Genomic DNA, 20,986 nt, shown 5'->3' with positions numbered 1-20,986 from the left:
ACATACTAATCACCTCATGATTAGTATGATGAAGTTGAGCAGAAGTGTACATATTTAAGTGAGCTTAGTTGTACATTTTTAAGTTAGCATTTCTAATTTCAGAGTCTGATTTAAAGTATTACGTTCCGAAATATACATCTTTTTGTTCTAGTAAAATATAATAGTACGTTTTACTCATTTCTCTTTTTATCGTAAAATGGAATTTACATGTGCATCATTTACCACATTTCCAACAAGCATTTATCCCACATCTAACTGGCAGTAAGACCCCCCACCTCAAGAGTAAGAGGGATCAGAAGCGCTAGGTGGGGGATAACTGAAAGTCAAATGTCCGATTGGTTCGGGCCGACAGGATGTCGGTCACAAAGGTGTTGCAACAGGACGTTGCGATCTTAGCCTTTGTTCTACTTCTTATAAGTGGGGGATGAAAGAAAACCCCCACTCATGGAAGTTTCACTTTATCTTTTTTGATCGTTTGAAAATTTAAATTTTTTTGATTAAATAGGATGATCAACTAGAATCTTTTCTCGAGGTGATGATTTTTGAAGATGTTTGAAAGAATTAGTCAATTTGTTAGTAATACATTTGTAGTTTGGGTGTTATTTTTTGCAGCACTTGCATTTTTCTTTCCGAAAGGATTTTCTTGGATTGGGGATTACAATTCCATTCTACTAGGGATCATCATGTATGGTATGGGTATGACGCTGTCATTGGATGATTTTAAGGAAGTGTTTAAGCAGCCAAAAAAAGTTGCGATTGGTGTGGTTGCACAATTTGTCATTATGCCTGTTTTAGCTTTTTGTTTAGCAGTCGGTTTACAATTGCCTCCTGAGGTTGCGATCGGTGTCATTTTAGTAGGAAGCTGCCCAGGTGGTACAGCGTCTAATGTCATCACCTATCTTGCTAAAGGAAATACAGCGCTGTCTGTTGCTATTACCTCCCTATCAACGTTGCTGGCTCCTTTAGTCACGCCAACACTTACGCTTTTATTTGCAAGTAAATGGCTTCCTGTTTCAGCAGGGGATATGTTTTTGTCAGTGTTGAAGATGGTACTTGTACCCATTATATTGGGACTTATTACGAAAGTGTTATTTCGTAGACAGGTAGAGAAAAGTGTGAAAATTTTACCTTTTGTTTCCGTTATTTGCATTGTAGCGATCGTTACCGCTGTAGTGAGTGGAAATCAACAGAAAATTGTTGAAACTGGATTATTGATTTTACTTGTTGTTATCCTACATAATTCGCTAGGCCTACTATTAGGTTATATGCTCGCAAAGATGCTGAAAATGGATCTTCCTGATCGAAAAGCAATTTCCATTGAGGTTGGCATGCAAAACTCAGCGTTAGGGGCGACACTAGCTGCTGCTCATTTTTCACCACTAGCTGCTGTTCCAAGTGCAATCTTTAGCGTCTGGCACAATATATCTGGTCCACTCTTGGCTACATGGTGGGGAAGACAAAAAATAGAACATGAGAAAGTCGACAAAAAAGGATATAATAAAAAGCAAGCATAATATTTTATGAATAGAAAAGAGAGATATTTTTTGCGCTTACACCATAGGGTTTTTAGCTTATTTATTATATGTTTCTTCCTCATGATTCCCGTGCAAGCGATCTATGCAAAGTCGTTTGATATTGATCATGTCGAGATTGATGCTGTTCTGGATGATGCAGGTAATATGCATATTGTCGAAATGGATACGTATGAATTTGACGGCGAGTTCAACGGAATTATTATTCAGCTAGGTACAGAAAATTCAGATGGTATTCAAGATTTTCGTGCTGTTGAATTAACAAAGCAGGGTGAAGAAGTTCCGTTGGAGACTGAAAGGATTTCTGCTGAAAGTGATCCTTATTGGGAGTATCGAGTGTACTCGCATTCTGAAGACGAAAGAAAGACTTTTAAAATATACTATACTTTAAAAAATGTTGTTTCTGTTTATCACGATACAGCAGAATTATATTGGAAGTTTTTCGATACTGCTAACGATACAACGATTAATAAGGTAACGATTCGAATCAAAATGCCGGAGACTATTGACCGTGAGCAACTGAATGTATTTGGCCATGGCCCTTCAAGGGGAAATGTGTCGATCGCATCGGATGGGACGGTAATTTATACTATTTCACCACTAAGAGAAAAAGAATTACTGGAAGCCCGCATTTTATTTCCGCAGCAGTTAGTGCCCAATAGTCTTAAAACTGTGAATGAACAGGGAAAAGAACGAATACTAGCGGAAGAGTTGAAGTGGGCGCAGGAGAAAAAAGCAAATGAAGAGATGCAGAAGGTCCAAGCAAAACGGGCATGGCAGTATACATTTGCTGTAATTGTCATTAATGTCCTCTTAGGACTTTTACTATATTCCCGATTCGATAAAGAGCATAAGCCCCAATTTCGTGATCAGTATAGTAAAGAGATACCGGAAGATGCACCGCCAGCTGTTGTCGGTTATTTAGTAAATAGACAAGTTGGGATAAGTGATATGATCGCAACGTTGTTTGATTTAGTCCGCAGAAAATATGTTCACATTGAACCGATACCGAAACGAACGGATTATGTGTTTTATCTTAACAACAAAAACAGCAGAGAACTGCTTCTTCATGAGCAAATGCTCTTAGATTGGTTATTTTTCCAACCAGGTAGTGAAGACGGAGTGCGGTTGTCTGATGTAATACGCGCTGCCGAGAATCCTTGTTCAGCTAAAAAGTACCTTACTTTTTTTCAACACTGGAATAAAACAGTGAAAAAAATTGGAGAAGAACGAGGATATTTTGAACGATCTTTCAAAATAGGGGGGCCTATTTTACTGTTTAGTCTTGTCCAAATGATTGTGATTTTTACATTCGTTCCAGGATGGGGAAAGTTCTCTGTACTCTTTCCAATCATATTGGCGATTTACAGCTTGAGTATGTCAAGACGAACGCCAGAAAGCAGCACCCTATATGCGAAATGGATGGCGCTTAAACGCTATTTGGAAGCAACATTCTCGTATGATAAGCAAGGGTTTGGCAAATGGGGCAACAAGCAATCATTGTATCCCGAGGATTATGAGAAATATGTCGTGTACGGCATTGCTTTAGGTGTAGCCGATGATGTGATTGAAGCAATGAAAACATCCGTACATTATCAGCAAAGCATGCTCTATTATCATCGCAACTATCCATTGTTCTACTACTGCACTTATCATGATAGGTTGTATCATACTATTTCTAGAGGATTTAGAAGAACGAATAGCATTGCTTCTACAACCGTTGAAAAAGAAACTACTGCCTCGACAGGTCAAGGCGGCAGCTTCTCAAGCGGCGGCGGTGGCGGTGGAGGCGGCGGCGGTGGACGAGGCGCGTTCTAAGAAAACCCTCAAAAGCAAATCCGTTAGTCTCAAAATAATAGGTATATAGAAAAAATGTCGTCGACCCCCGATAGTGTCGTAACCTCGGGGGATCGGCGACGATTTGATTTTTAGAGATTGATTGAGGAAAAGGAAGGAAATTAAAGGAAATGTCTATGCAAAACATTCCGATAATGGAAAGACTTATTGAAGTTCTGTCGGAATTAATATAATTTCATCAAGTATGATAACTTCCCTGACGTCAGCTGTCAGGGAAGTTATATTATAATAGGCTATATCAAATGTGATTGGAGTGTTATTGGATGCAAACAAAAAAAGTTTATCTTTATGTATTTAATACAATGTCAGACTGGGAATATGGATATTTAATTGCTGAACTAAACTCAGGAAGATATTTTAAAAAAGATCTAGCACCTTTAAAAGTAGTTACAGTAGGAGCTAATAAAGAAATTATTACTACGATGGGAGGACTGAGCATAAAGCCAAATATTTCCCTTGATGAATGTACTCTTGAGAGTAAAGATCTTTTAGTTTTACCTGGAGGGACTACTTGGAGAGAAGATATTCATCAACCTATCTTGAAAAAAATTGGCGAAGCTTTAAAACTTGGCACTATTGTTGCTGCAATTTGTGGTGCAACTGAGGGCCTCGCGAATTTTGGATACCTAGATTCTAGAAAGCATACAAGCAATAACTTAGAGTATATTAAAATGGTCTGTCCTAATTATAAAGGAGAAAATTTTTATGAGATAGGACCTGCGGTATCTGGTGAGAATTTGGTTACTGCATCAGGAGTAGCTCCTCTGGAATTTGCGATGGAAGTACTGAAAAAATTAGATGTATTTGCACCAGATACATTACATTCATGGTATAACCTAAATAAGACTCATAAACCTGAATACTTCTTCCAGTTAATGAATTCAATAAATAGATGAGCTAAAAAAATCAACTTAGCAGTTTTATATTAGTTTAAATAATTATCATGCTTTAGACGATGTCAAAGCATGTTTTTTGTATATAACTTAAAAATGTTTATGGCATTTCTCTATATTTAATCAAGAAATACGAAACCGAATTGAAGGATTAAGAAAGCAACAAGAAGGGTTAAATTCTCCGCAAACTATAAAACGTAATATGACGGATGCCAGTAAAGATTTACTTATTGTAGCTAAAAATAACCGAATTAAAAAAACTTGAAGAAGAAAATAAACGTCTAAAGGATGAATTATTGAAATTAGTGGTATAGCCTACGATAAATTTTAGATTTAAAAAACATTACTATCGTATTTCGGTTTTACTTATTGTGCTAATTTTGAATTAGTTGAAGAAGGAAACTTGAAATTATGTTAAAATTTCTAAATTAGGAATGCCTTAAAATTAAACATATTGGGGGAACTAAAATTGAGTGGAATTGCTAAAACTCCTCAACCACCATACTATGCGGTGATATTTGCTTCACAAAGAACTGAGGGTGACAGAGGTTATGGGAAAATGGCTGAAAAAATGGTAGAGTTAGCGTCTCAACAGAAAGGTTTCTTAGGTGTAGAAAGTGCCCGTGATGAGGGACTGGGAATTACCGTTTCATACTGGGAATCTTTAGATGCAATAAAGAATTGGAAGGAACATTCAGCACATCAAGTTGCACAGGATAGAGGTAAAAATGAATGGTACAAAAACTTTGCACTTAGAGTTTGCAAAGTAGAAAGAGATAACTTTTTCGAAATGTAATATATTTTGACCCTCTTTAACTATCTACGTTAATTTAACAAGACATCGCAAATGATTAAACTTTATAATTTCTTGCAATCATTTACAATTGTTTTTGTGCAAGACGTATTGTAATCTTCAAATTATAAAAGAGTAAAGTATAGTTCTGTAAAGGTATTACAAATGTATCTGCAACTTTTTTCTGCCATCTGAACCAATGATCTTAAATGGAGTTTTTTGATCCATATTTTCTTTAAAATACACAGTATCAACAAATTCTCCATCTTCAACATTGAATTCTTCTAATGTTGGTTATTTTCTTCAGCTACTGCATAAGAATAAATAACTAACATCAATGAATTTATAGGAGATGATTATTTTAATGGGAAAATTATGTATTTTTATATTGTTATTCATTATTACTGGTTGTAATTCAAATGAATTAAATAGTGATGATATACAGCTTGCAGGAGGTCATATTAAAGGGTGTATTAAAGAAGAAGAGGGTCAGACTTATTTATATAATGAATCAATAGAAGTACTGTTAAGATCGGATACTATTTCTGTTAAAGATGATTTAATAATAGGTAAAAATTATAAGATAGAGTACGATTATCTGCTTGAATCAAATCCGGGTCGAGCTGGTGTAATAGATTATGAAGAAATTTCAAAAAAAGACTATTGCAAATGATTCAATCTCTGGGAATGAGAATAAACACTAATAATACTTATTACCAATAAATACAACCTATGCTTATTTATATCAAAAAATGAAAAGACAATCACTTTATTTGTTATCGATCTCCTATAGCGTCAACCCCCAAATTTGGAAACGGAACTTCAGTTTCTACGTTTTTTATTTCAAAAAAATTCGATCATTATACTAAGATAGAGTTATGATTACACGATAAGTCTTGCTAAACTAACGAACAGGCCTGAATAAGCCAAAGAAAATCTATCTTAGGAGGAGTAAAAAATAGAATACGAAATTAGACTGGCAAATGAAAGAGATTTAGATGGTTTATGTGTTATTAGACATAACAAGCAGTTATTCCTTAAATATTTAAAACAACAGGCTAAAAAGGAAGCATATTTGGTCATTGCTGAATTTAATGAAATCATCTTAGGTTTTTGGAGTTCTAAAATTAAAAGGCAGTTTACACCCAAAACTAAGTGACCTTTATGTTAACAAAAATTATCGGGGTAATGGTGTTGGTTCAGACTTGATAAAGTATCGGGAAAAAATTGCACGAGATTTAGCTTATTCTGAGATGTTCGTTAGTGTTGACCCCATAGAAAATCCCAAAATGATTCATTTGATTACAAAACATGGCTACCAGGCTATTTCAAAGCCATATACAAAAACAGCTATTTTTCATAATGAAGATGGTACAACCTATAATAAAACATATACTAGAATTGATTTAAAGAAGTTGTTAAACTAACTGGGGATTAGAGTAACCCCCACTGATGGAAGTTTCCCTTTATTTTCTATCATTCACTCCACACCATTGGATAAGTGTGCATGCAATGATTTCAGCCGCCTGAAACATTTTGTCCAGTTTAATATATTCGTCAGGATAGTGAGCTACTTCTGTGACGCCGGGTCCAAAGACAATCGTTGGAATCTTGCCAACTTCCGTTATTAGTCCTCCGTCTGTCCCCCAAGGAGATGCTTCAATTACCGGTTCTTCTCCAATTGCCTCACGATATTGATAAACGAGTGTATTCATCCATTCATGTTCAAGGTCAATGGAACCAGGAAGCCATTGTCCACCAAACCATTCCAAAATAGGAGGGTGTTCTTTAAACCATGAATCGACCTCAGTCAATTGCTGTAAACATTGGCGCATCTCATTTTGTGCATCTGCGATCTTTTCATTTGGAGCGACACCCATTCTGCCTTCGATTTTGACTAAATCAGGTACAGAAGAAGGCCAAGTTCCACCTGACACGACACCGATATTAATCGGAATCGGAATGGGTGTATTCTTATAAAGCGGATCGTCAATGCGTTGATTTCTCTTTGTTTCAAGGTTACGAATGTCGTTTATGACTGTCATCGCTTTTTCAACGGCGCTTACTCCTTCATATCGTGTTCCTCCATGAGCGGAACGTCCTTTTACAAAAATACGAAACCACATGGAGCCTTGCTGTTTAGGGAAAATGCGCATGTTAGTAGGTTCTGTAATCAATGCGGCATCTGCTCGATATCCTTTTAACAGTGCGGACAATGTTCCTGCACCGCCACTTTCTTCTTCGATGACACTTTGGAAGATCACATCCCCTTTGAGTTTAATGCCTAATTGTTGGATCGCTTTTATTGCAAGAAGATAGGAGACGAGACCACCTTTCATATCGGTTACTCCGCGCCCATACATCTTGCCATCTCGAATCGCACCGCTGTAAGGGTCATCGGACCATTGATCATGATCGCCTTCAGGGACAACATCAATATGGCCGTTTAAAATAATAGAACGTCCTCCACCAATTCCACGCAACACTCCGACAACGTTTGGACTTCCTGTAAATTGATCTCGCGGCGAATAGAAATAGGGGTTTTCTTGCAGCGTTTTTCCATCTGGCTCCCATACATCTACTTGTACATTCATCTTTGACAATGCTTCAATGATAATCGCTTGCGCCTTTGCTTCATTTTTAGCAATACTAGGGGATTGGACGAGACGCTGCAATAAAACAGTGCCTTCTTCACGATGTTCTTCTAGCCATTTTTGAATTTGTTCTCTCATTTCTTTCAAGCCCTTTCACCTCATTGTTAGAAATTTTTGAACGATACACACATAGTGGCTGGAACAGAGCTAATTCCCATTATATTCGCTTCAACGCCATCTATGACGAACGCTTTCATTTTAATAATTAGCCAGTGTTGTTTCGTTCCAATTAAATCCATTAATAATTATGTATGATGAAGCTTTATTATGATACGAAGTATCATAATAAAGCTTCGACTATTCATCTTAAAGTTCGCTTGCTGCGTCTTTATCAATAATGATCGTTAAATGAGGGTGTAATTGTAAAATTGATGCTGGGATTTCCGGTGTAACAGGTCCGAAAAATGCCTCTTTGATGATGGCTGCTTTTTCTTTGCCGCTCGCAATGAGCACAAGCTTTCGTGCTTGCATCACACTTTTAGGTCCCATTGTGACATAAAAATCTGGAATTTCATTTTTATCAGTAAAGAGACGGCCAATTCTATTTTTTAGCCTTTCATCACATGGTACTTTTGATGTAAGATCTTGAAATCTCGTTGTACCAGGAAGATTACCGCAGTAATGACCATCTGCTCCAATTCCCATTACGAATAGATCGAGTCCACCATCTTGTTTTATCATGCTATCAAATGCTTGATAATTATTCTCATCTAGTGCATGTATATTTTCTGTTGGTATATTAGCTGGTTTTAGAAATAAATCATTTAACGCAGATATCGTTATTCCTGGACAGGAAGCATGTTTATAAGGGATTTCATCAAAATTATAAAAGTGTGTATCACTAAAATAGTCTTTCCCTTTCACTTGTGGGATAAGCATTTCATACATACGAATAGGAGAAGTCCCTGCTGTTATCGCAATATTTGTACGTCTATTCTCATACATCGTTCCTAAAATATGTTGTGCAGCTACTGTACTCATTTCTTCATAAGTTTCTGTGATAATCATTTTCATTATAATTCCACCTCTCTATTATTTTTTACTAAAAAGCTTCATAACAGCTTGGTTCACTCATTTCTAACAATGGTTATACATCTTATTTTGATATGGTAAGCAAGGCTTCTTGGAAATAGATTTCTCCTCGACTTTTCCGTAAAAGGATACTCTTATAACTTGTAGAATTAGTGACAATAATAGGCGTTAAAATTGAATATCCTGCTTTTTGGACATAATCTATATCCATCGTGCCAATGAGATCGCCTTCTTCTACCTTTTGTCCTTCTTCTACTAAAATGTTAAAACCTTTTCCATTTAATTCGACAGTATCTAAACCTAAATGAATAAGGATTTCTATACCATCTGTTGATTTTAAGCAAATTGCATGTTTTGTAGGAAATATTGAAATAATCTCTCCATTGACAGGGCTTTTTATCGAGTTATCTTTAGGTTGAATAGCAATACCAGCGCCCATAATTTCTTGGGAAAATGTATCATCTGGAACTTCGGATAAGGAAACGATCGCTCCAGCCATTGGACTTTTAATGATGCTGCTAATAGAGACATTCTTTTCTTTAGCTGCAGATTGTTGCTTCATCGAACGCTCACTTTTTTTGAGAGTATCGTTTGGCTCATCATCAAAACCAATGACATATGTTAAGATAATGGCGAGAATAATAGAACCGAAGAATCCTGTTATCACATAGATAAATTCTGGTCCGAAGTAGACTGGCAATGATATGATACTTGGCATCGCAAATGCATATGCTTTTCCTCCCATGACAGATACAAATCCACCAGCAATTCCACCAGCAATCATTGCAGTAAATAGTGGTTTCTTTAATCTAACAAGAACACCATATAAAGCTGGCTCTGTAACTCCTATAATCCCAGAGACTCCTGCTGATAAAGCAACGGACTTCAGATTTTTATTACGAGATTTTAAATAAACCCCTATAGCAGTAGCCCCCACAGCAGTCGTACTCATAAAGTTAATTGGCGCTAAATAATCATAACCGAATTGTGAGAAGTTTTGGAATAATATTGGGAATAACCCGTAATGCATTCCTGTTAAAATAACAATTGGTCTTGTTGCTCCCACAAATATACCACCGATAAGTGGAGAGAATGAAAATAACCATAGAACTAAATTCCCAAGACCAAGCCCTAAATAATGTCCTAATGGTCCAATTGCGATTAATTGAATCGGAATCATAATTAAAAAACTCAGTGCAGGTGTGAAAACAATCTTTAATACATTTGGCATAAAACGATCTATAATTGGAACCAAGTAGCTTAATAGCCATACTGATAAAATAATCGGAATAACAGATGCACTATAGTTTACTAGTGGAAGAGGGAGTCCTAAAAAGATTAATCCATCTGCTCCAGCTTTAGCAGCATCTAAAATCGTTGGATACATGTATGCACCAGCCAAAGGAATTGCAAGGTACTGACTGACATTAAATTTCTTAGCAGTAGTTGAAGCTAATAAGAACGGCAAGAAATAAAATATACTATCTGATATTAGTTGTAAGACTAATTCTGTATCAGACCCTTTAGTAATCCATTTTAATGAAACGAACAATGTGACAATTCCCTTTAAAACTCCAGCTCCAGCAATCGCAGGAATAATAGGTGTAAAAACACTAGAAATGACATCCATTAACTTAGAAATAACTTTTTCTTTCTTTTCACTGCCTCCAGCTTTAGCAGCTGAACCACTACCACTGCCAACAAGCTTTTCAACTTCTGAATAAACTTTGGCAACAGTATTCCCAATAATAACTTGGAGTTGATCCCCTGAGATTTGTGCACCCATTACGCCTTTGATTTGCTTGATCTCATTTAACTTTACTTTCTCATTATCATGAAGATTAAATCGCAGGCGAGTAAAGCAATGCCACGCATTAACCACATTCGCTTTTCCACCGATTAACTCAACTACTTGCTTGGCTGTCTCCTTGTGTGAAGCCATTGCGCTTCCTCCTTTTTTTCATAAAAAAACCCAAACAGAGCCAAGCATGTTTTTCTACATGCGTGTCTGTTTGGGTAATGCCTGATCGAATCAGTAACAATCCTCAAAAAGATAGACGTTATTTTATATGAGTACTGTTGGTAACCCGCCAAATATGAAGTGTTAAATAAAGGCTTTCGTCTGATGATAATGACCAGCCGTACTTTTTATGAAGCAGGTTTGAAATTTTTGCGACTGCTTGATAGGCCTTCGCGTACTTTGTTTTTACTAAATTAAGGATAGCAAGATCTGTTTGCAAACTAGCATTTTGTTCATGATCAAGCTGGCGTAAGACGAAATAACGTAAATGAGTAACAAAACGTGAGTAGTTCATCGATTCTTCATCCAGCTTTAGCTGAAAGTGATACTGGACGATTTCAATAATCCGATTAATAACCTCCGTCATTTTCATCGTTTCTTTTATATTCGTCTGCTCATTTTGTGCATTTACAAAGTGGTACGTTAGAAAAGTTTCTTCACTTTTAGGGAGAAGGACATCGAGGCGATCATATACGAAACGAATCGCATGAACCGCTGCCTGATACTCCTTTGGATAAAGTCTTTTTACTTCCCACCGACTTGCCTGTGTGTATTCAAGACCATCATTGCTTCTCTCGATAGCAAAATTCAAATGATCAGCAATGGTTAAGTAAATGTTCGCGCTAAATGTTACGCCAATTTCTGCTTCAGCTTGCTTGATTAATTCAACAGAAGTGTTCAGTATTTCTGGTTTGATGTTGTCTAGAATGTGTTCGAGTGGTCTACGGGTTCTCGATGATTCTGCAACAAACTTACGACGAATAACAGATTGATCAATCTTGTCCCCTTTTTTATTCTGGAAACCGACGCCTGTTCCCATAACGACCCATTCTAAACCCGAGGAATCTTCAACTAAGGCAACATTGTTGTTAAAAGCTTTTACAAACTTCATAGGTGCTTCCTCCACATCAAGAAATGAAAAAATCCTATCTTAAAAATACATGAAATAATTCATACACTTTCAACATAGGTAATGCCTGATCGAATCAGTAACAATCCAGTATTCATTTTTTCATATGTAAAAGGTATCACGATTTGAATGCGTTGTCAATTTATTTTTTAATAGATAGTTGATCTATCATTTTGGTAACTTACCTAACTAATTCCAAGCGAATGGTATCATGATATATCTGTTTCACTCAGGTCAATTAGCTGAATCGCGGCAAGAATCCCCCTGTGCAAATGAAGTTAGGATGAAAGGCTTGTTTTCATTCTAGGAAAAATACGTTTATACTAGGATGAAGAACAGATAAGTGGATAAAGCGTCAAGTCGCTTTTAGAAAAGGAAGGGGTGTGAACATGGCGAAGAAGAAGTATTATGTTGTGTGGGTTGGCATGAAGCCTGGGGTTTATGCGAGCTGGGCGGAGTGCCAAGCGCAGGTGAATCATTTTGATCAGGCGAAGTTTAAATCTTTTTCCTCTCGGGAGGAGGCGGAGAAGGCTTTTCAAGAGGGCTGGAAGAAGCATTGGGGGCAAGGCAAGTCGAAGACTACTAAAAAACCGGGCAATATTGCGAAGTCTGCTGCATCCACGCTTGAGGAAATTGATTATAATAGTATTTCTGTCGATGTCGGTACGCGCGGCAATCCGGGGATTGTGGAATATAAGGGTGTCGATACGCGGACGGGGGAAATTCTTTTTTCGTATGGGCCAATTCGCAAAGGGACGAACAATTTGGGTGAGTTTTTAGCGATTGTGCATGGATTGGCTTATTTACAGAAAATCGGCAGCAATAAAACGATTTATAGCGATTCGATGAACGCGATTAAATGGGTGAAGAAAAAAGCTGTATCGTCCACATTGAAACGGGATGCTTCGACGGAAGAGATTTGGACGCTAGTTGATCGTGCGATTAAATGGCTTGAACAACATACATATGACAACAAAATATTAAAATGGCAAACCGATGTTTGGGGGGAAATAAAGGCCGATTATGGCAGGAAGTAGCGAGGACTAGCTTTATAAAAAACACGCTAAGCATTAAAAACGAGATTTGCGGTTCCATATGCTACAATGGGTATACGTGAAAATGAAAAACGAGGTGCTTAGCATATGAAAATAGAAGTGTGGTCCGATTTTGTTTGTCCGTTTTGTTATATTGGAAAGCGCCGGTTAGAAGAGGCGCTAACCCAGTTTCCACACAAGGATAAAGTGGAGGTCGTTTTTAAAAGCTATGAGCTTGATCCGAATGCTCCAAAGGATATGGACATGACGATGAATGAGTTGCTCGCATCGAAGTATGGGATGAGTGTTGAGGAAGCAAAGAGAATGAGCGACGGCGTAGCAGAGCAGGCAGCATCTGTGGGATTGACGTTTCGCTTTGACACGATGATCCCGACCAATACGTTTGCTGCTCATCGTTTGGCAAAATTTGCTGAAACGAAAGGGAAAGAAGCCACATTGACAGAGCAGCTGCTATCTGCACATTTTACAGAATCAAAGCATATTGGCAGCCATGAAACGTTGGCTGATATTGCTGCATCAATCGGTTTAGATCGCCAAGAAGCATTAGCTGTGCTTCAGGACGATAATGCTTATGGATATGAAGTGCGAGTAGATCAGCAGATGGCTCAGCAAATGGGTATCCGCGGCGTACCGTTTTTTGTCTTAAACGAAAAGTATGCGATTTCGGGCGCACAGCCAGTTGAAACATTTGTCGGTGCTTTGCAAAAGGCTTGGGACGAAGCGCAAACAGCACCGAAGCTTCAAGAGCTGTCAGGCTCAGACGATGCCAGCTGTACGGATGGTAACTGTGCTATCCCAAACAACAAACACCAATAATAATGTACAGCCGTTCTCTAAGGGGAACGGTTTTTTTATGGCAATTCGTCTAAGCGATCTACTGAACATTTTTTAAGCCATCTCTTGACTCTACTACTCATTCATCAGAAAATTCTATAAAGAATGTATCATTTTGATGATTCTTTATCTCCCCAGCATTCTACATTTTTTAAGCCTGGAATTGTACTCTCATGAAACTGTGGATCTTTTCCTTGCTTTCGCTGTTTCGTATAATCTTTTAAGGCAGCAATCGCAATGTTTCCTAATAGTAGAATGGCAATCAGGTTAAATAAGCCCATAAACGCCATAAAGAAATCACCCATATTCCAAACTAATTCAATTTTTGCTACAGAACCAAATAAAATCATTCCTATTACTAGAATTCGATAGCCTTGGAGAATAAATGGATGTGTATTCAAAAATTCAATATTCGTTTCCCCATAATAGTAGTTGCTGATTAATGAGCTAAAAGCAAATAGTAAGATCGCAATGGCTACGAACGCTGGCGCCCAGCTCCCGACTTGTGATTCTAGTGCTAATTGTGTAATTTTGATGCCGTCTTGCCCTTTAGGTGTAATATCTGACATGAGAATAATAAAGGCTGTTGCTGAACAAACCAAAATCGTATCTGTAAACACAGAGAGCGTTTGAACAAGCCCTTGTTTCACAGGATGGCTCACATCAGCTATGGCAGCTGCATTTGGAGCGCTTCCGATCCCCGCTTCGTTTGAAAACAATCCTCGTTTTACCCCATGCATAATAGCTGCACCAAGGCCGCCGCCAAACGCTTGTTCAATGCCAAATGCAGATTTAAAGATTAATGCAATAACTCCCGGTAGCAGAGTGATGTTGGTTACGATGATATAAAGAGCAATTAAAATATAGGTAACGGCCATAAATGGAACTAATATTTCCGCTACCCGAGCAATTCGTTTGATACCGCCAAATATAATAATTGCCACTAATGCAGCGATCACGATACCAACATATTTTCGCTCTAATCCAAAGGCACCTTCAAATGCTAAAGTTAACGTATTCGTTTGAATCGCATTAAAGACGAGACCAAAACTAATAGAGATTAACACAGCAAAGATAATTCCCATCCATCTCGCGTTCAAAGCTTTTTCCATATAGTAAGCTGGGCCGCCGCGAAATCCATTTTTATCTTTTACTTTATAAATTTGTGCTAACGTACTCTCGATAAAAGCGGAGGCAGCACCAATTAAAGCAATCAACCACATCCAAAACACTGCACCTGGTCCACCGAGTGTGATCGCAATAGCGACACCAGCTAAATTTCCCGTTCCAACTCGCGAAGCTGTACTCATGGCAAACGCTTGGAAAGACGAAACACCCTTTTTTCTAACTTCTGAATCTGTTATCCCTTCCCCTAATAAACGTACCATATCTTTAAACAAACGAATTTGTACAAATTTTGTTCGAAAAGAAAAATATAAACCAATGATAATAAGAACATAAATAAAAAATTTACTCCAAAAAAAATCATTCACTATGTTTACCACTTCTTCAATCATGGTCATTTTCTTATCCCTCTCCTTTCTGATTTCATCATCAATTACAGCTTACCGTCTTCCCGCATAATCAAACCGAATCGTTCATATGCTTCATTCATGATTTTACAAATTAGTCACATTGTTCGGAAAAAACTACATTGTACATAACAGATTATCTAATGTGGGATATTGTAAAATATTTTACCAGCTTTAACAGAATGATAAAATAGTGAATAAAAAAAATATTGTTGCCAATATACGTTAATTGATCAAAAAATGAACGAAACAATTCTCCCAATCTTGAAGTTTTACTTATTCCCGTTGCTTCTGTAATTTGATTGTCAGCGTAAAATAATCCCCATCTGGTTGACAAGTGGGGATTATTTTACGCTTACCAAACAACTAGCATGCCATTTAGTAAAAAAATAACCTATAAAAAAAGGTTCCAACCATCCGTTTTGGTGGTTGGAACCTTTTTTAATTATTTTTGGCTAGTTATGTCCCGGCCTCTTTTTAGACTATTAAACTTTTGCACACCAAAGTTCAATTTCAATTTTCAACTCTGGTAAACCTAGCTTAGATATATAAGCAATAGTCATAGCTGGATATTCACTTCCAAAAAGCTCTTTCCACTTAGAATCTAAGTGTTCCCAATCTATTTCTTCTGTTGCCCAGATGTTTACTTTTATAATATTATCCTGATTCAATTCCTCAGATTCAAGGACTTTTTTAATATTTGCGAACGTGTTTGTTACTTGTTCGTTAAAGTCAGAAGGAACATTACCGTCCATATCAACTCCAACTTGACCCGATGTTACAAATAACTCGGCATCTTTTGGCACTCTAGTGATATGAGTATAGTTACCCAAGGGTTTGGGCATAGATTCAGGATTTGTTCTTATGATTTTTTCGTTCATGTTATTACCTCACCTACTATAAAATTTTGCTCATTTTCTTATCAATTTAGACAGACTTCACCAATTTCTGAATATCTAAAAGAAAACGGCAGTAGAGTATCCATAGCCCATAGATAGAAACGTAAGTATTTTTTTCTTCATGACTTGACACTCCCCTTTTTTATAGTGTGAGATAATACCTTTTCTATACTAGCAAAACATTTAGTTGTGACTGAATTTATAAGACGTATCTTATCATAGTTTCTACCCTATGTGCAATACCATATAATTCAAAATTAAGTATCAACTGTCGCTTATTGGGGAGGTTAGTTTCATCAAATAGTTAAAAAGATAGTTTGTATAAGTTGTTCTTCGACTAACTGGGGCTTTAGTTAGACAAGTCAATTTTAAAAAGTTGGGCCCTTAGCGTATAGGAACTCGACTTTTTTAAGTTAATATTGCTTAGCGTACAAAATTTCCGAAATGTTGGCTGTACCCCTTTAATAGGTTCTTTCATAAGGTAGCAAAAACCGTTCTCTAAAGGGGAACGGTTTTTGCTGGCAAATTCGTATAATCGATGTCTTCTTGTGCAGAATATCATGAAAGTATGAAAATACCATTGACACTTTCTCTGTTCATCGTTTATATTATAATTGAAATGTGTTACCGGTTACACAATAATATGAAAGCGGATTCTATTTCCTAATAAGTGTAAATACAATAAGATTCAGATATTGTCGTAATAGGTACAACGAAGTTAACGAATAAACTTGCTGGAAATTACTTTATCCCACATCTAACTGGCAGTAAGACCCCTACCTCAAGAGTAAGAGGAATCAAAGAAGTCTAGGTGGGGGATAACTGAAAGTCAAATGTCCGATTGGTTCGGGCCTACAGGACGTAGGTCACTCAAGCGTTGCGACAGGACTAGGAAAGCTCCGGTAGTGATACATCGCACGAAGAAAAAGCGGTTTCCTTTTTCGAGGACGTCGCGTTTTTAGCTTTAGATCCTTTGTATGGGGATGGGAGAAAATCCCCACTGATGGAAGTTTCACTTTATTTAGCTAAATGTGGTACCGGTTACACATAATGAAAGATTATTGCAGCTTGTCACCAGGGTATGGGTTTACAATGTGAAACTAGACGTTTAAATCAAATTTTATGATTGCCGTAAGTTGCAAGACGGCAGTGAGAAAATATGAAATGTTTTAAAAAAAGGTGATGATGAGGTCGAGCATACTAATTGTCAGTAGAAGCTCATTGGATAAGGCAGATAGGGAGTGAGAAAGAATGATTACAGTTGTCGGCAGTATCAACATGGATTTAGTTGTTCAAACGGATGACTTTCCCCAACAAGGGGAAACGATACTCGGGCAATCGTTTACGACCGTTCCAGGCGGCAAAGGCGCTAACCAAGCAGTGGCGGCAGCCCGCCTTGGCGGGAATGTACAAATGATTGCAAGTGTCGGCAAAGATAGTTTTGGCAAAGAGTTGCGGGATAATTTGCAAGCAAACTCGGTAAATTGTGATGGCGTTCTAGAAAACAATGCAGTTGCATCTGGAATTGCAAATATTTTACTATCTGGTGGTGACAATCGCATTATCGTTGTTCCAGGAGCCAATTATGAATTGACACCCTCTTATATAGAAGAAATGAAAAAGATCATTCAAAAAAGTCAACTTGTCATCATACAACAAGAAATTCCTATTCCAACCATTATGTATACATTAAAACTTTGTGCCAAACTTGGAATTCCTGTTTTATTAAACCCGGCTCCTGCTGGTGGATTTCAAAAGGAATTTCTTGCATACACGACATTTTTAACGCCAAATGAGACTGAATGTGAACATATTTTTGGTGTTAACATGGAAGCTGCTTTGGAACGTTATCCAAATCAACTTATCGTTACACTCGGCAGCGAAGGCGCTCGCTTTTTTGACGGAGAAAAGCATGTCATCGTCGAAGGGTTCAAAACAAATGTCGTTGATACGACGGGAGCAGGCGATACGTTTAATGGAGCTTTAGCATATGCAATCGTTGAAGGCTTCGATTTGAAAGAGGCGGTTAAGTTTGCGAATGCAGCTGGATCTCTTTCCGTTGAAAAATTTGGTGCACAAGGCGGTATGCCAACACGTGCTGAAGTGGAGCAGCGATTAAGGGGGGAAAGCTGATGAAAAAGCAAGGAATATTGAACAGGGAACTTGCAGCTGTTTTTGCAAAACTGGGACATACAGATCAAATAACGATTGCGGATTGTGGGTTGCCTATTCCAAAGGATGTACCATGTATTGACTTATCTTATGCATTAGGAAAACCATCTTTTATGGACATTTTTGAACATGTGCTGAAAGACTTGGAAGTCGAGAGTGCATTTATAGCAAGCGAAATGAAGCGTTCGAATGCAGAAATGTACCATGCGATTAAAAAAACAGTGTCAACTGTAGCCGAAATGCCGCATAGCGATTTAAAAGCATTAACAACCCAATCAAAAGTCATCATCCGTACAGGTGAGGCGACACCTTTTGCCAATATTGTGCTGCAATCAGGCGTTATATTCTGAAAGTAGGTGAAAATGATGATTGAAATGACTGGAATTGATAAATCGTTCAGTGGTAATCCCGTCCTAAAAGACGTTGATTTTTCTGTACGAAAAGGGGAAATACACGCTCTTATGGGGGAAAATGGTGCCGGAAAATCAACCTTAATGAAAATTTTAACAGGAATGTATACGCGTGATAAGGGTGAGGTAAAAGTAAACGGCAAACTTGTAGACTTTAAAAATCCGAAAGAAGCGGAGCAACTTGGAATAGCCGTTATCCATCAAGAGTTAAATATTTTGCCAGATTTGACGGTAGCGGAAAATTTATTCCTTGGGAAAGAAAAAACATACGGCAATAGCGGCATCTTGAAAACGAAAGAAATGAACAAAGAAGCGAAGAAAATACTATCTGAACTCGGTTTTGATGTTGATGTGACGACAGTCGCTCGCGAATTGTCGGTCGGTAAACAGCAAATGATCGAAATTGCAAAAGCAACCTCTTCAGATGCTGAACTCATTATTATGGACGAGCCGACAGCGGCATTAACCGATCGTGAAATTGAAACATTATTTACTACTATTCGTTCATTGCAAGCAAATGGCGTGTCATTCGTTTATATTTCTCACCGTATGGAAGAAATATTCGCATTATGTGACCGGATCACCATTCTAAGGGATGGTCAATACGTCGGTACGAAAGCGATTAAAGAAACATCATTTGATGAAATTGTACAAATGATGGTCGGGCGTGAACTTGGAGAGCGTTTTCCAGAACGGAATGCTCAGATTGGCGAAGTGAAGCTAATAGCCAAGGGTCTGACAAGAGATGGATTTTTTGAAGATGTGTCTTTTGAATTGCGAGCAGGTGAAGTGCTTGGCATTGCCGGATTGATGGGGGCAGGAAGAACAGAAGTCGTTCAATCTTTGTTTGGCTATAAGAAGCTCCATAAAGGTGAAATTCTGCTCGATGGCAAACAAGTGAAAATTGCGAATCCGATGCAAGCGAAAAAACTCGGTTTCGGCTACGTGACGGAAGATCGAAAATCTGAGGGACTGATCATTGATTTCTCGATAAAAGATAATTTGAGCTTAACGAACTTACAAAAAGTTTCGAACAATGGCATCGTCCAAGACAGCAGGGAGAAACAGCTGTATGAGACGATGGTTAAAAAATTAGATATTCGAACATCTGGTCCGAACCAGGCAGCAAAATCGCTTAGTGGCGGCAACCAGCAAAAAATCGTCATTGCAAAATGGCTTGGCATCGAGCCGAATGTGTTGATATTGGATGAACCAACTCGAGGTGTAGACGTTGGCGCAAAGAAAGAAATATATGCAATTATAAACGAGCTTGCTGAAAGGGGAGTAGCCATTTTGATGATCTCATCTGAACTGCCCGAAATAATTGGCATGGCAGATCGTGTGCTTGTCATGCATGAAGGGCGTCTTATGGCTGATCTTCGGAAAGAAGAAATGACACAAGAACGTATCATGCATTATGCTACTGGAGGTGAAAAAGTTGTTCAAGACTAATTCTCAGTCCATTTTAAAAAAGATTGGTCCATTAATTGGCCTCCTGCTAATCGTCATTATTATTTCGATTATGAGTCCAAGTTTCTTAACATTGAACAACTTGTTAAATGTTTTAAGACAAGTGTCCATTAATGCGCTTATTGCATTTGGGATGACGTTTGTCATTTTAACTGGCGGGATTGATTTATCAGTTGGATCGACGTTGGCATTATCGGGTGCGGTGACAGCCGGTCTCATGGCTGGTGGAACAGACCCGATACTCGCAATGTTAATCGGGCTCATACTCGGAGCAATACTTGGTGCGATCAATGGGATCATTATTACAAAAGGAAAAGTGGCGCCATTTATTGCGACACTTGCAACAATGACAATTTACCGTGGTTTGACACTCGTCTATACGGAAGGGAAACCAATTTCAGGACTCGGAGATTCTGCAGCATTCAAAATGTTAGGAAAAGGTTATTTCTTAGGAATCCCAGTTCCAGTTTTAACGATGGCAATCGCTTTTGGTGTACTGTACTTTCTTTTGAAAAAGACGACATTCGGCCGACGTGTATATGCTGTAGGTGGCAACGAGGAAGCTTCCCGCTTATCGGGGATTAGCGTGGATCGAGTAAAAATCTATGTGTATGCGCTAACGGGAATGCTAGCAGCGCTTTCATCGTTGATTTTAACATCTCGGCTCAATTCTGCTCAGCCGACAGCTGGAAGTATGTTTGAACTCGATGCCATTGCGGCAGTTGTTCTTGGCGGGACAAGCTTAACTGGCGGACGAGGATGGATTGTAGGAACATTAATCGGTGCCATGATTATCGGTGTATTAAATAATGGATTGAATCTTATTGGTGTATCCTCCTTCTTCCAACAAGTGGTGAAGGGTGCAGTTATATTAGTAGCAGTTCTATTGGATCGCAAAAAAACAGCTTAAGGAGATGATTAAA

At 38.0% G+C, this 20,986-nt stretch carries 17 protein-coding genes and 1 pseudogene; 12 read left to right on the top strand and 6 right to left on the bottom strand.

Features of this window, described 5'->3' with window-relative positions; all coding sequences use genetic code 11:
* Window positions 1-542 precede the first annotated feature (542 nt).
* The 6 genes and pseudogenes from J2S08_RS19195 to J2S08_RS19170 all read left to right on the top strand — a co-directional run.
* Window positions 543-1,514 (top strand): bile acid:sodium symporter family protein, encoded by a 972-nt coding sequence (locus J2S08_RS19195; RefSeq protein ID WP_307232437.1) that lies wholly within the window; start codon window positions 543-545, stop codon window positions 1,512-1,514.
* 81 nt (window positions 1,515-1,595) lie between these two features.
* Entirely contained in the window at window positions 1,596-3,350 is a 1,755-nt protein-coding gene (locus tag J2S08_RS19190) for a DUF2207 domain-containing protein (RefSeq protein WP_307232435.1), read from the top strand.
* A gap of 302 nt (window positions 3,351-3,652) precedes the next feature.
* On the top strand, window positions 3,653-4,285 hold the full coding sequence (locus J2S08_RS19185; RefSeq protein WP_307232434.1) for a type 1 glutamine amidotransferase family protein: 633 nt from the start codon (window positions 3,653-3,655) through the stop codon (window positions 4,283-4,285).
* 466 nt (window positions 4,286-4,751) lie between these two features.
* Window positions 4,752-5,078, top strand: a complete 327-nt coding sequence (locus tag J2S08_RS19180) for an antibiotic biosynthesis monooxygenase family protein (RefSeq protein WP_307232432.1) — start codon at window positions 4,752-4,754, stop codon at window positions 5,076-5,078.
* A 361-nt stretch (window positions 5,079-5,439) separates the two neighbouring features.
* Window positions 5,440-5,748 (top strand): hypothetical protein, encoded by a 309-nt coding sequence (locus J2S08_RS19175; protein WP_307232430.1) that lies wholly within the window; start codon window positions 5,440-5,442, stop codon window positions 5,746-5,748.
* A gap of 529 nt (window positions 5,749-6,277) precedes the next feature.
* Window positions 6,278-6,502 (top strand): annotated as a pseudogene (locus tag J2S08_RS19170) (GNAT family N-acetyltransferase); the annotation flags it as partial.
* Window positions 6,503-6,541: 39 nt separating this feature from the next.
* On the opposite strand, the gene J2S08_RS19165 reads toward J2S08_RS19170, so the two are convergent.
* The 4 genes from J2S08_RS19165 to J2S08_RS19150 form a co-directional block, all read right to left on the bottom strand.
* Complete coding sequence (locus tag J2S08_RS19165; RefSeq protein WP_307232440.1) at window positions 6,542-7,807, bottom strand: peptidase; 1,266 nt, start codon at window positions 7,805-7,807, stop codon at window positions 6,542-6,544.
* A 228-nt stretch (window positions 7,808-8,035) separates the two neighbouring features.
* Window positions 8,036-8,743, bottom strand: coding sequence for a glucosamine-6-phosphate deaminase (locus J2S08_RS19160; RefSeq protein WP_307232428.1), 708 nt, complete (start codon window positions 8,741-8,743; stop codon window positions 8,036-8,038).
* An 82-nt stretch (window positions 8,744-8,825) separates the two neighbouring features.
* Window positions 8,826-10,703 (bottom strand): beta-glucoside-specific PTS transporter subunit IIABC, encoded by a 1,878-nt coding sequence (locus J2S08_RS19155; RefSeq protein WP_307232426.1) that lies wholly within the window; start codon window positions 10,701-10,703, stop codon window positions 8,826-8,828.
* Window positions 10,704-10,821: 118 nt separating this feature from the next.
* Window positions 10,822-11,673 (bottom strand): PRD domain-containing protein, encoded by an 852-nt coding sequence (locus J2S08_RS19150; protein WP_307232424.1) that lies wholly within the window; start codon window positions 11,671-11,673, stop codon window positions 10,822-10,824.
* A 407-nt stretch (window positions 11,674-12,080) separates the two neighbouring features.
* On the opposite strand from J2S08_RS19150, the gene rnhA reads away from it, so the two are divergent.
* Both rnhA and J2S08_RS19140 read left to right on the top strand, forming a co-directional pair.
* On the top strand, window positions 12,081-12,728 hold the full coding sequence (gene rnhA, locus J2S08_RS19145; protein ID WP_307232422.1) for a ribonuclease H: 648 nt from the start codon (window positions 12,081-12,083) through the stop codon (window positions 12,726-12,728).
* Between the two features lie 105 nt (window positions 12,729-12,833).
* Entirely contained in the window at window positions 12,834-13,562 is a 729-nt protein-coding gene (locus tag J2S08_RS19140) for a DsbA family oxidoreductase (RefSeq protein WP_307232420.1), read from the top strand.
* Window positions 13,563-13,690: 128 nt separating this feature from the next.
* Here the strand turns inward: J2S08_RS19140 and J2S08_RS19135 are convergent, their stop codons facing one another.
* Both J2S08_RS19135 and J2S08_RS19130 read right to left on the bottom strand, forming a co-directional pair.
* Entirely contained in the window at window positions 13,691-15,103 is a 1,413-nt protein-coding gene (locus J2S08_RS19135; protein WP_307232418.1) for an alanine/glycine:cation symporter family protein, read from the bottom strand.
* Between the two features lie 494 nt (window positions 15,104-15,597).
* Entirely contained in the window at window positions 15,598-15,993 is a 396-nt protein-coding gene (locus J2S08_RS19130) for a RidA family protein (RefSeq protein WP_307232416.1), read from the bottom strand.
* A 1,269-nt stretch (window positions 15,994-17,262) separates the two neighbouring features.
* On the opposite strand from J2S08_RS19130, the gene rbsK reads away from it, so the two are divergent.
* The 4 genes from rbsK to rbsC are packed head-to-tail and all read left to right on the top strand — an operon-like array spanning window position 17,263 to window position 20,973.
* Entirely contained in the window at window positions 17,263-18,144 is an 882-nt protein-coding gene (gene rbsK, locus J2S08_RS19125; RefSeq protein ID WP_307232414.1) for a ribokinase, read from the top strand.
* Window positions 18,144-18,533: a D-ribose pyranase gene (gene rbsD, locus J2S08_RS19120; protein WP_307232412.1), complete on the top strand. Its 390-nt coding sequence runs from the start codon at window positions 18,144-18,146 to the stop codon at window positions 18,531-18,533. Before rbsK ends, rbsD begins: the two co-directional genes overlap by 1 nt.
* A 15-nt stretch (window positions 18,534-18,548) precedes the next feature.
* The gene (locus tag J2S08_RS19115) at window positions 18,549-20,045 is read left to right on the top strand and encodes a sugar ABC transporter ATP-binding protein (protein ID WP_307232410.1); all 1,497 of its coding nucleotides are present in this window, start codon (window positions 18,549-18,551) and stop codon (window positions 20,043-20,045) included.
* On the top strand, window positions 20,032-20,973 hold the full coding sequence (gene rbsC / locus J2S08_RS19110; RefSeq protein WP_307232408.1) for a ribose ABC transporter permease: 942 nt from the start codon (window positions 20,032-20,034) through the stop codon (window positions 20,971-20,973). Before J2S08_RS19115 ends, rbsC begins: the two co-directional genes overlap by 14 nt.
* Window positions 20,974-20,986: the final 13 nt, after the last annotated feature.

The organism is Bacillus chungangensis (genome assembly GCF_030812995.1).
Taxonomy (GTDB): Bacteria; Bacillota; Bacilli; order Bacillales; family Bacillaceae_C; genus Bacillus_CF; species Bacillus_CF chungangensis.
Note: the sequence above shows the minus strand (reverse complement) of the source record. Positions and strands in the feature narration are given on the sequence as shown.

Bases quoted from the DNA above. Each gene is read 5' to 3' on its own strand.
- J2S08_RS19190 (WP_307232435.1), top strand. From the start codon at position 1,596: ATGATTCCCGTGCAAGCGATCTATGCAAAGTCGTTTGATATTGATCAT.
- J2S08_RS19185 (WP_307232434.1), top strand. From the start codon at position 3,653: ATGCAAACAAAAAAAGTTTATCTTTATGTATTTAATACAATGTCAGAC.
- J2S08_RS19175 (WP_307232430.1), top strand. From the start codon at position 5,440: ATGGGAAAATTATGTATTTTTATATTGTTATTCATTATTACTGGTTGT.
- J2S08_RS19165 (WP_307232440.1), bottom strand. From the start codon at position 7,807: ATGAGAGAACAAATTCAAAAATGGCTAGAAGAACATCGTGAAGAAGGC.
- J2S08_RS19160 (WP_307232428.1), bottom strand. From the start codon at position 8,743: ATGAAAATGATTATCACAGAAACTTATGAAGAAATGAGTACAGTAGCT.
- J2S08_RS19155 (WP_307232426.1), bottom strand. From the start codon at position 10,703: ATGGCTTCACACAAGGAGACAGCCAAGCAAGTAGTTGAGTTAATCGGT.
- J2S08_RS19150 (WP_307232424.1), bottom strand. From the start codon at position 11,673: ATGAAGTTTGTAAAAGCTTTTAACAACAATGTTGCCTTAGTTGAAGAT.
- rnhA (WP_307232422.1), top strand. From the start codon at position 12,081: ATGGCGAAGAAGAAGTATTATGTTGTGTGGGTTGGCATGAAGCCTGGG.
- J2S08_RS19140 (WP_307232420.1), top strand. From the start codon at position 12,834: ATGAAAATAGAAGTGTGGTCCGATTTTGTTTGTCCGTTTTGTTATATT.
- J2S08_RS19135 (WP_307232418.1), bottom strand. From the start codon at position 15,103: ATGACCATGATTGAAGAAGTGGTAAACATAGTGAATGATTTTTTTTGG.
- J2S08_RS19130 (WP_307232416.1), bottom strand. From the start codon at position 15,993: ATGAACGAAAAAATCATAAGAACAAATCCTGAATCTATGCCCAAACCC.
- rbsK (WP_307232414.1), top strand. From the start codon at position 17,263: ATGATTACAGTTGTCGGCAGTATCAACATGGATTTAGTTGTTCAAACG.
- rbsD (WP_307232412.1), top strand. From the start codon at position 18,144: ATGAAAAAGCAAGGAATATTGAACAGGGAACTTGCAGCTGTTTTTGCA.
- J2S08_RS19115 (WP_307232410.1), top strand. From the start codon at position 18,549: ATGATTGAAATGACTGGAATTGATAAATCGTTCAGTGGTAATCCCGTC.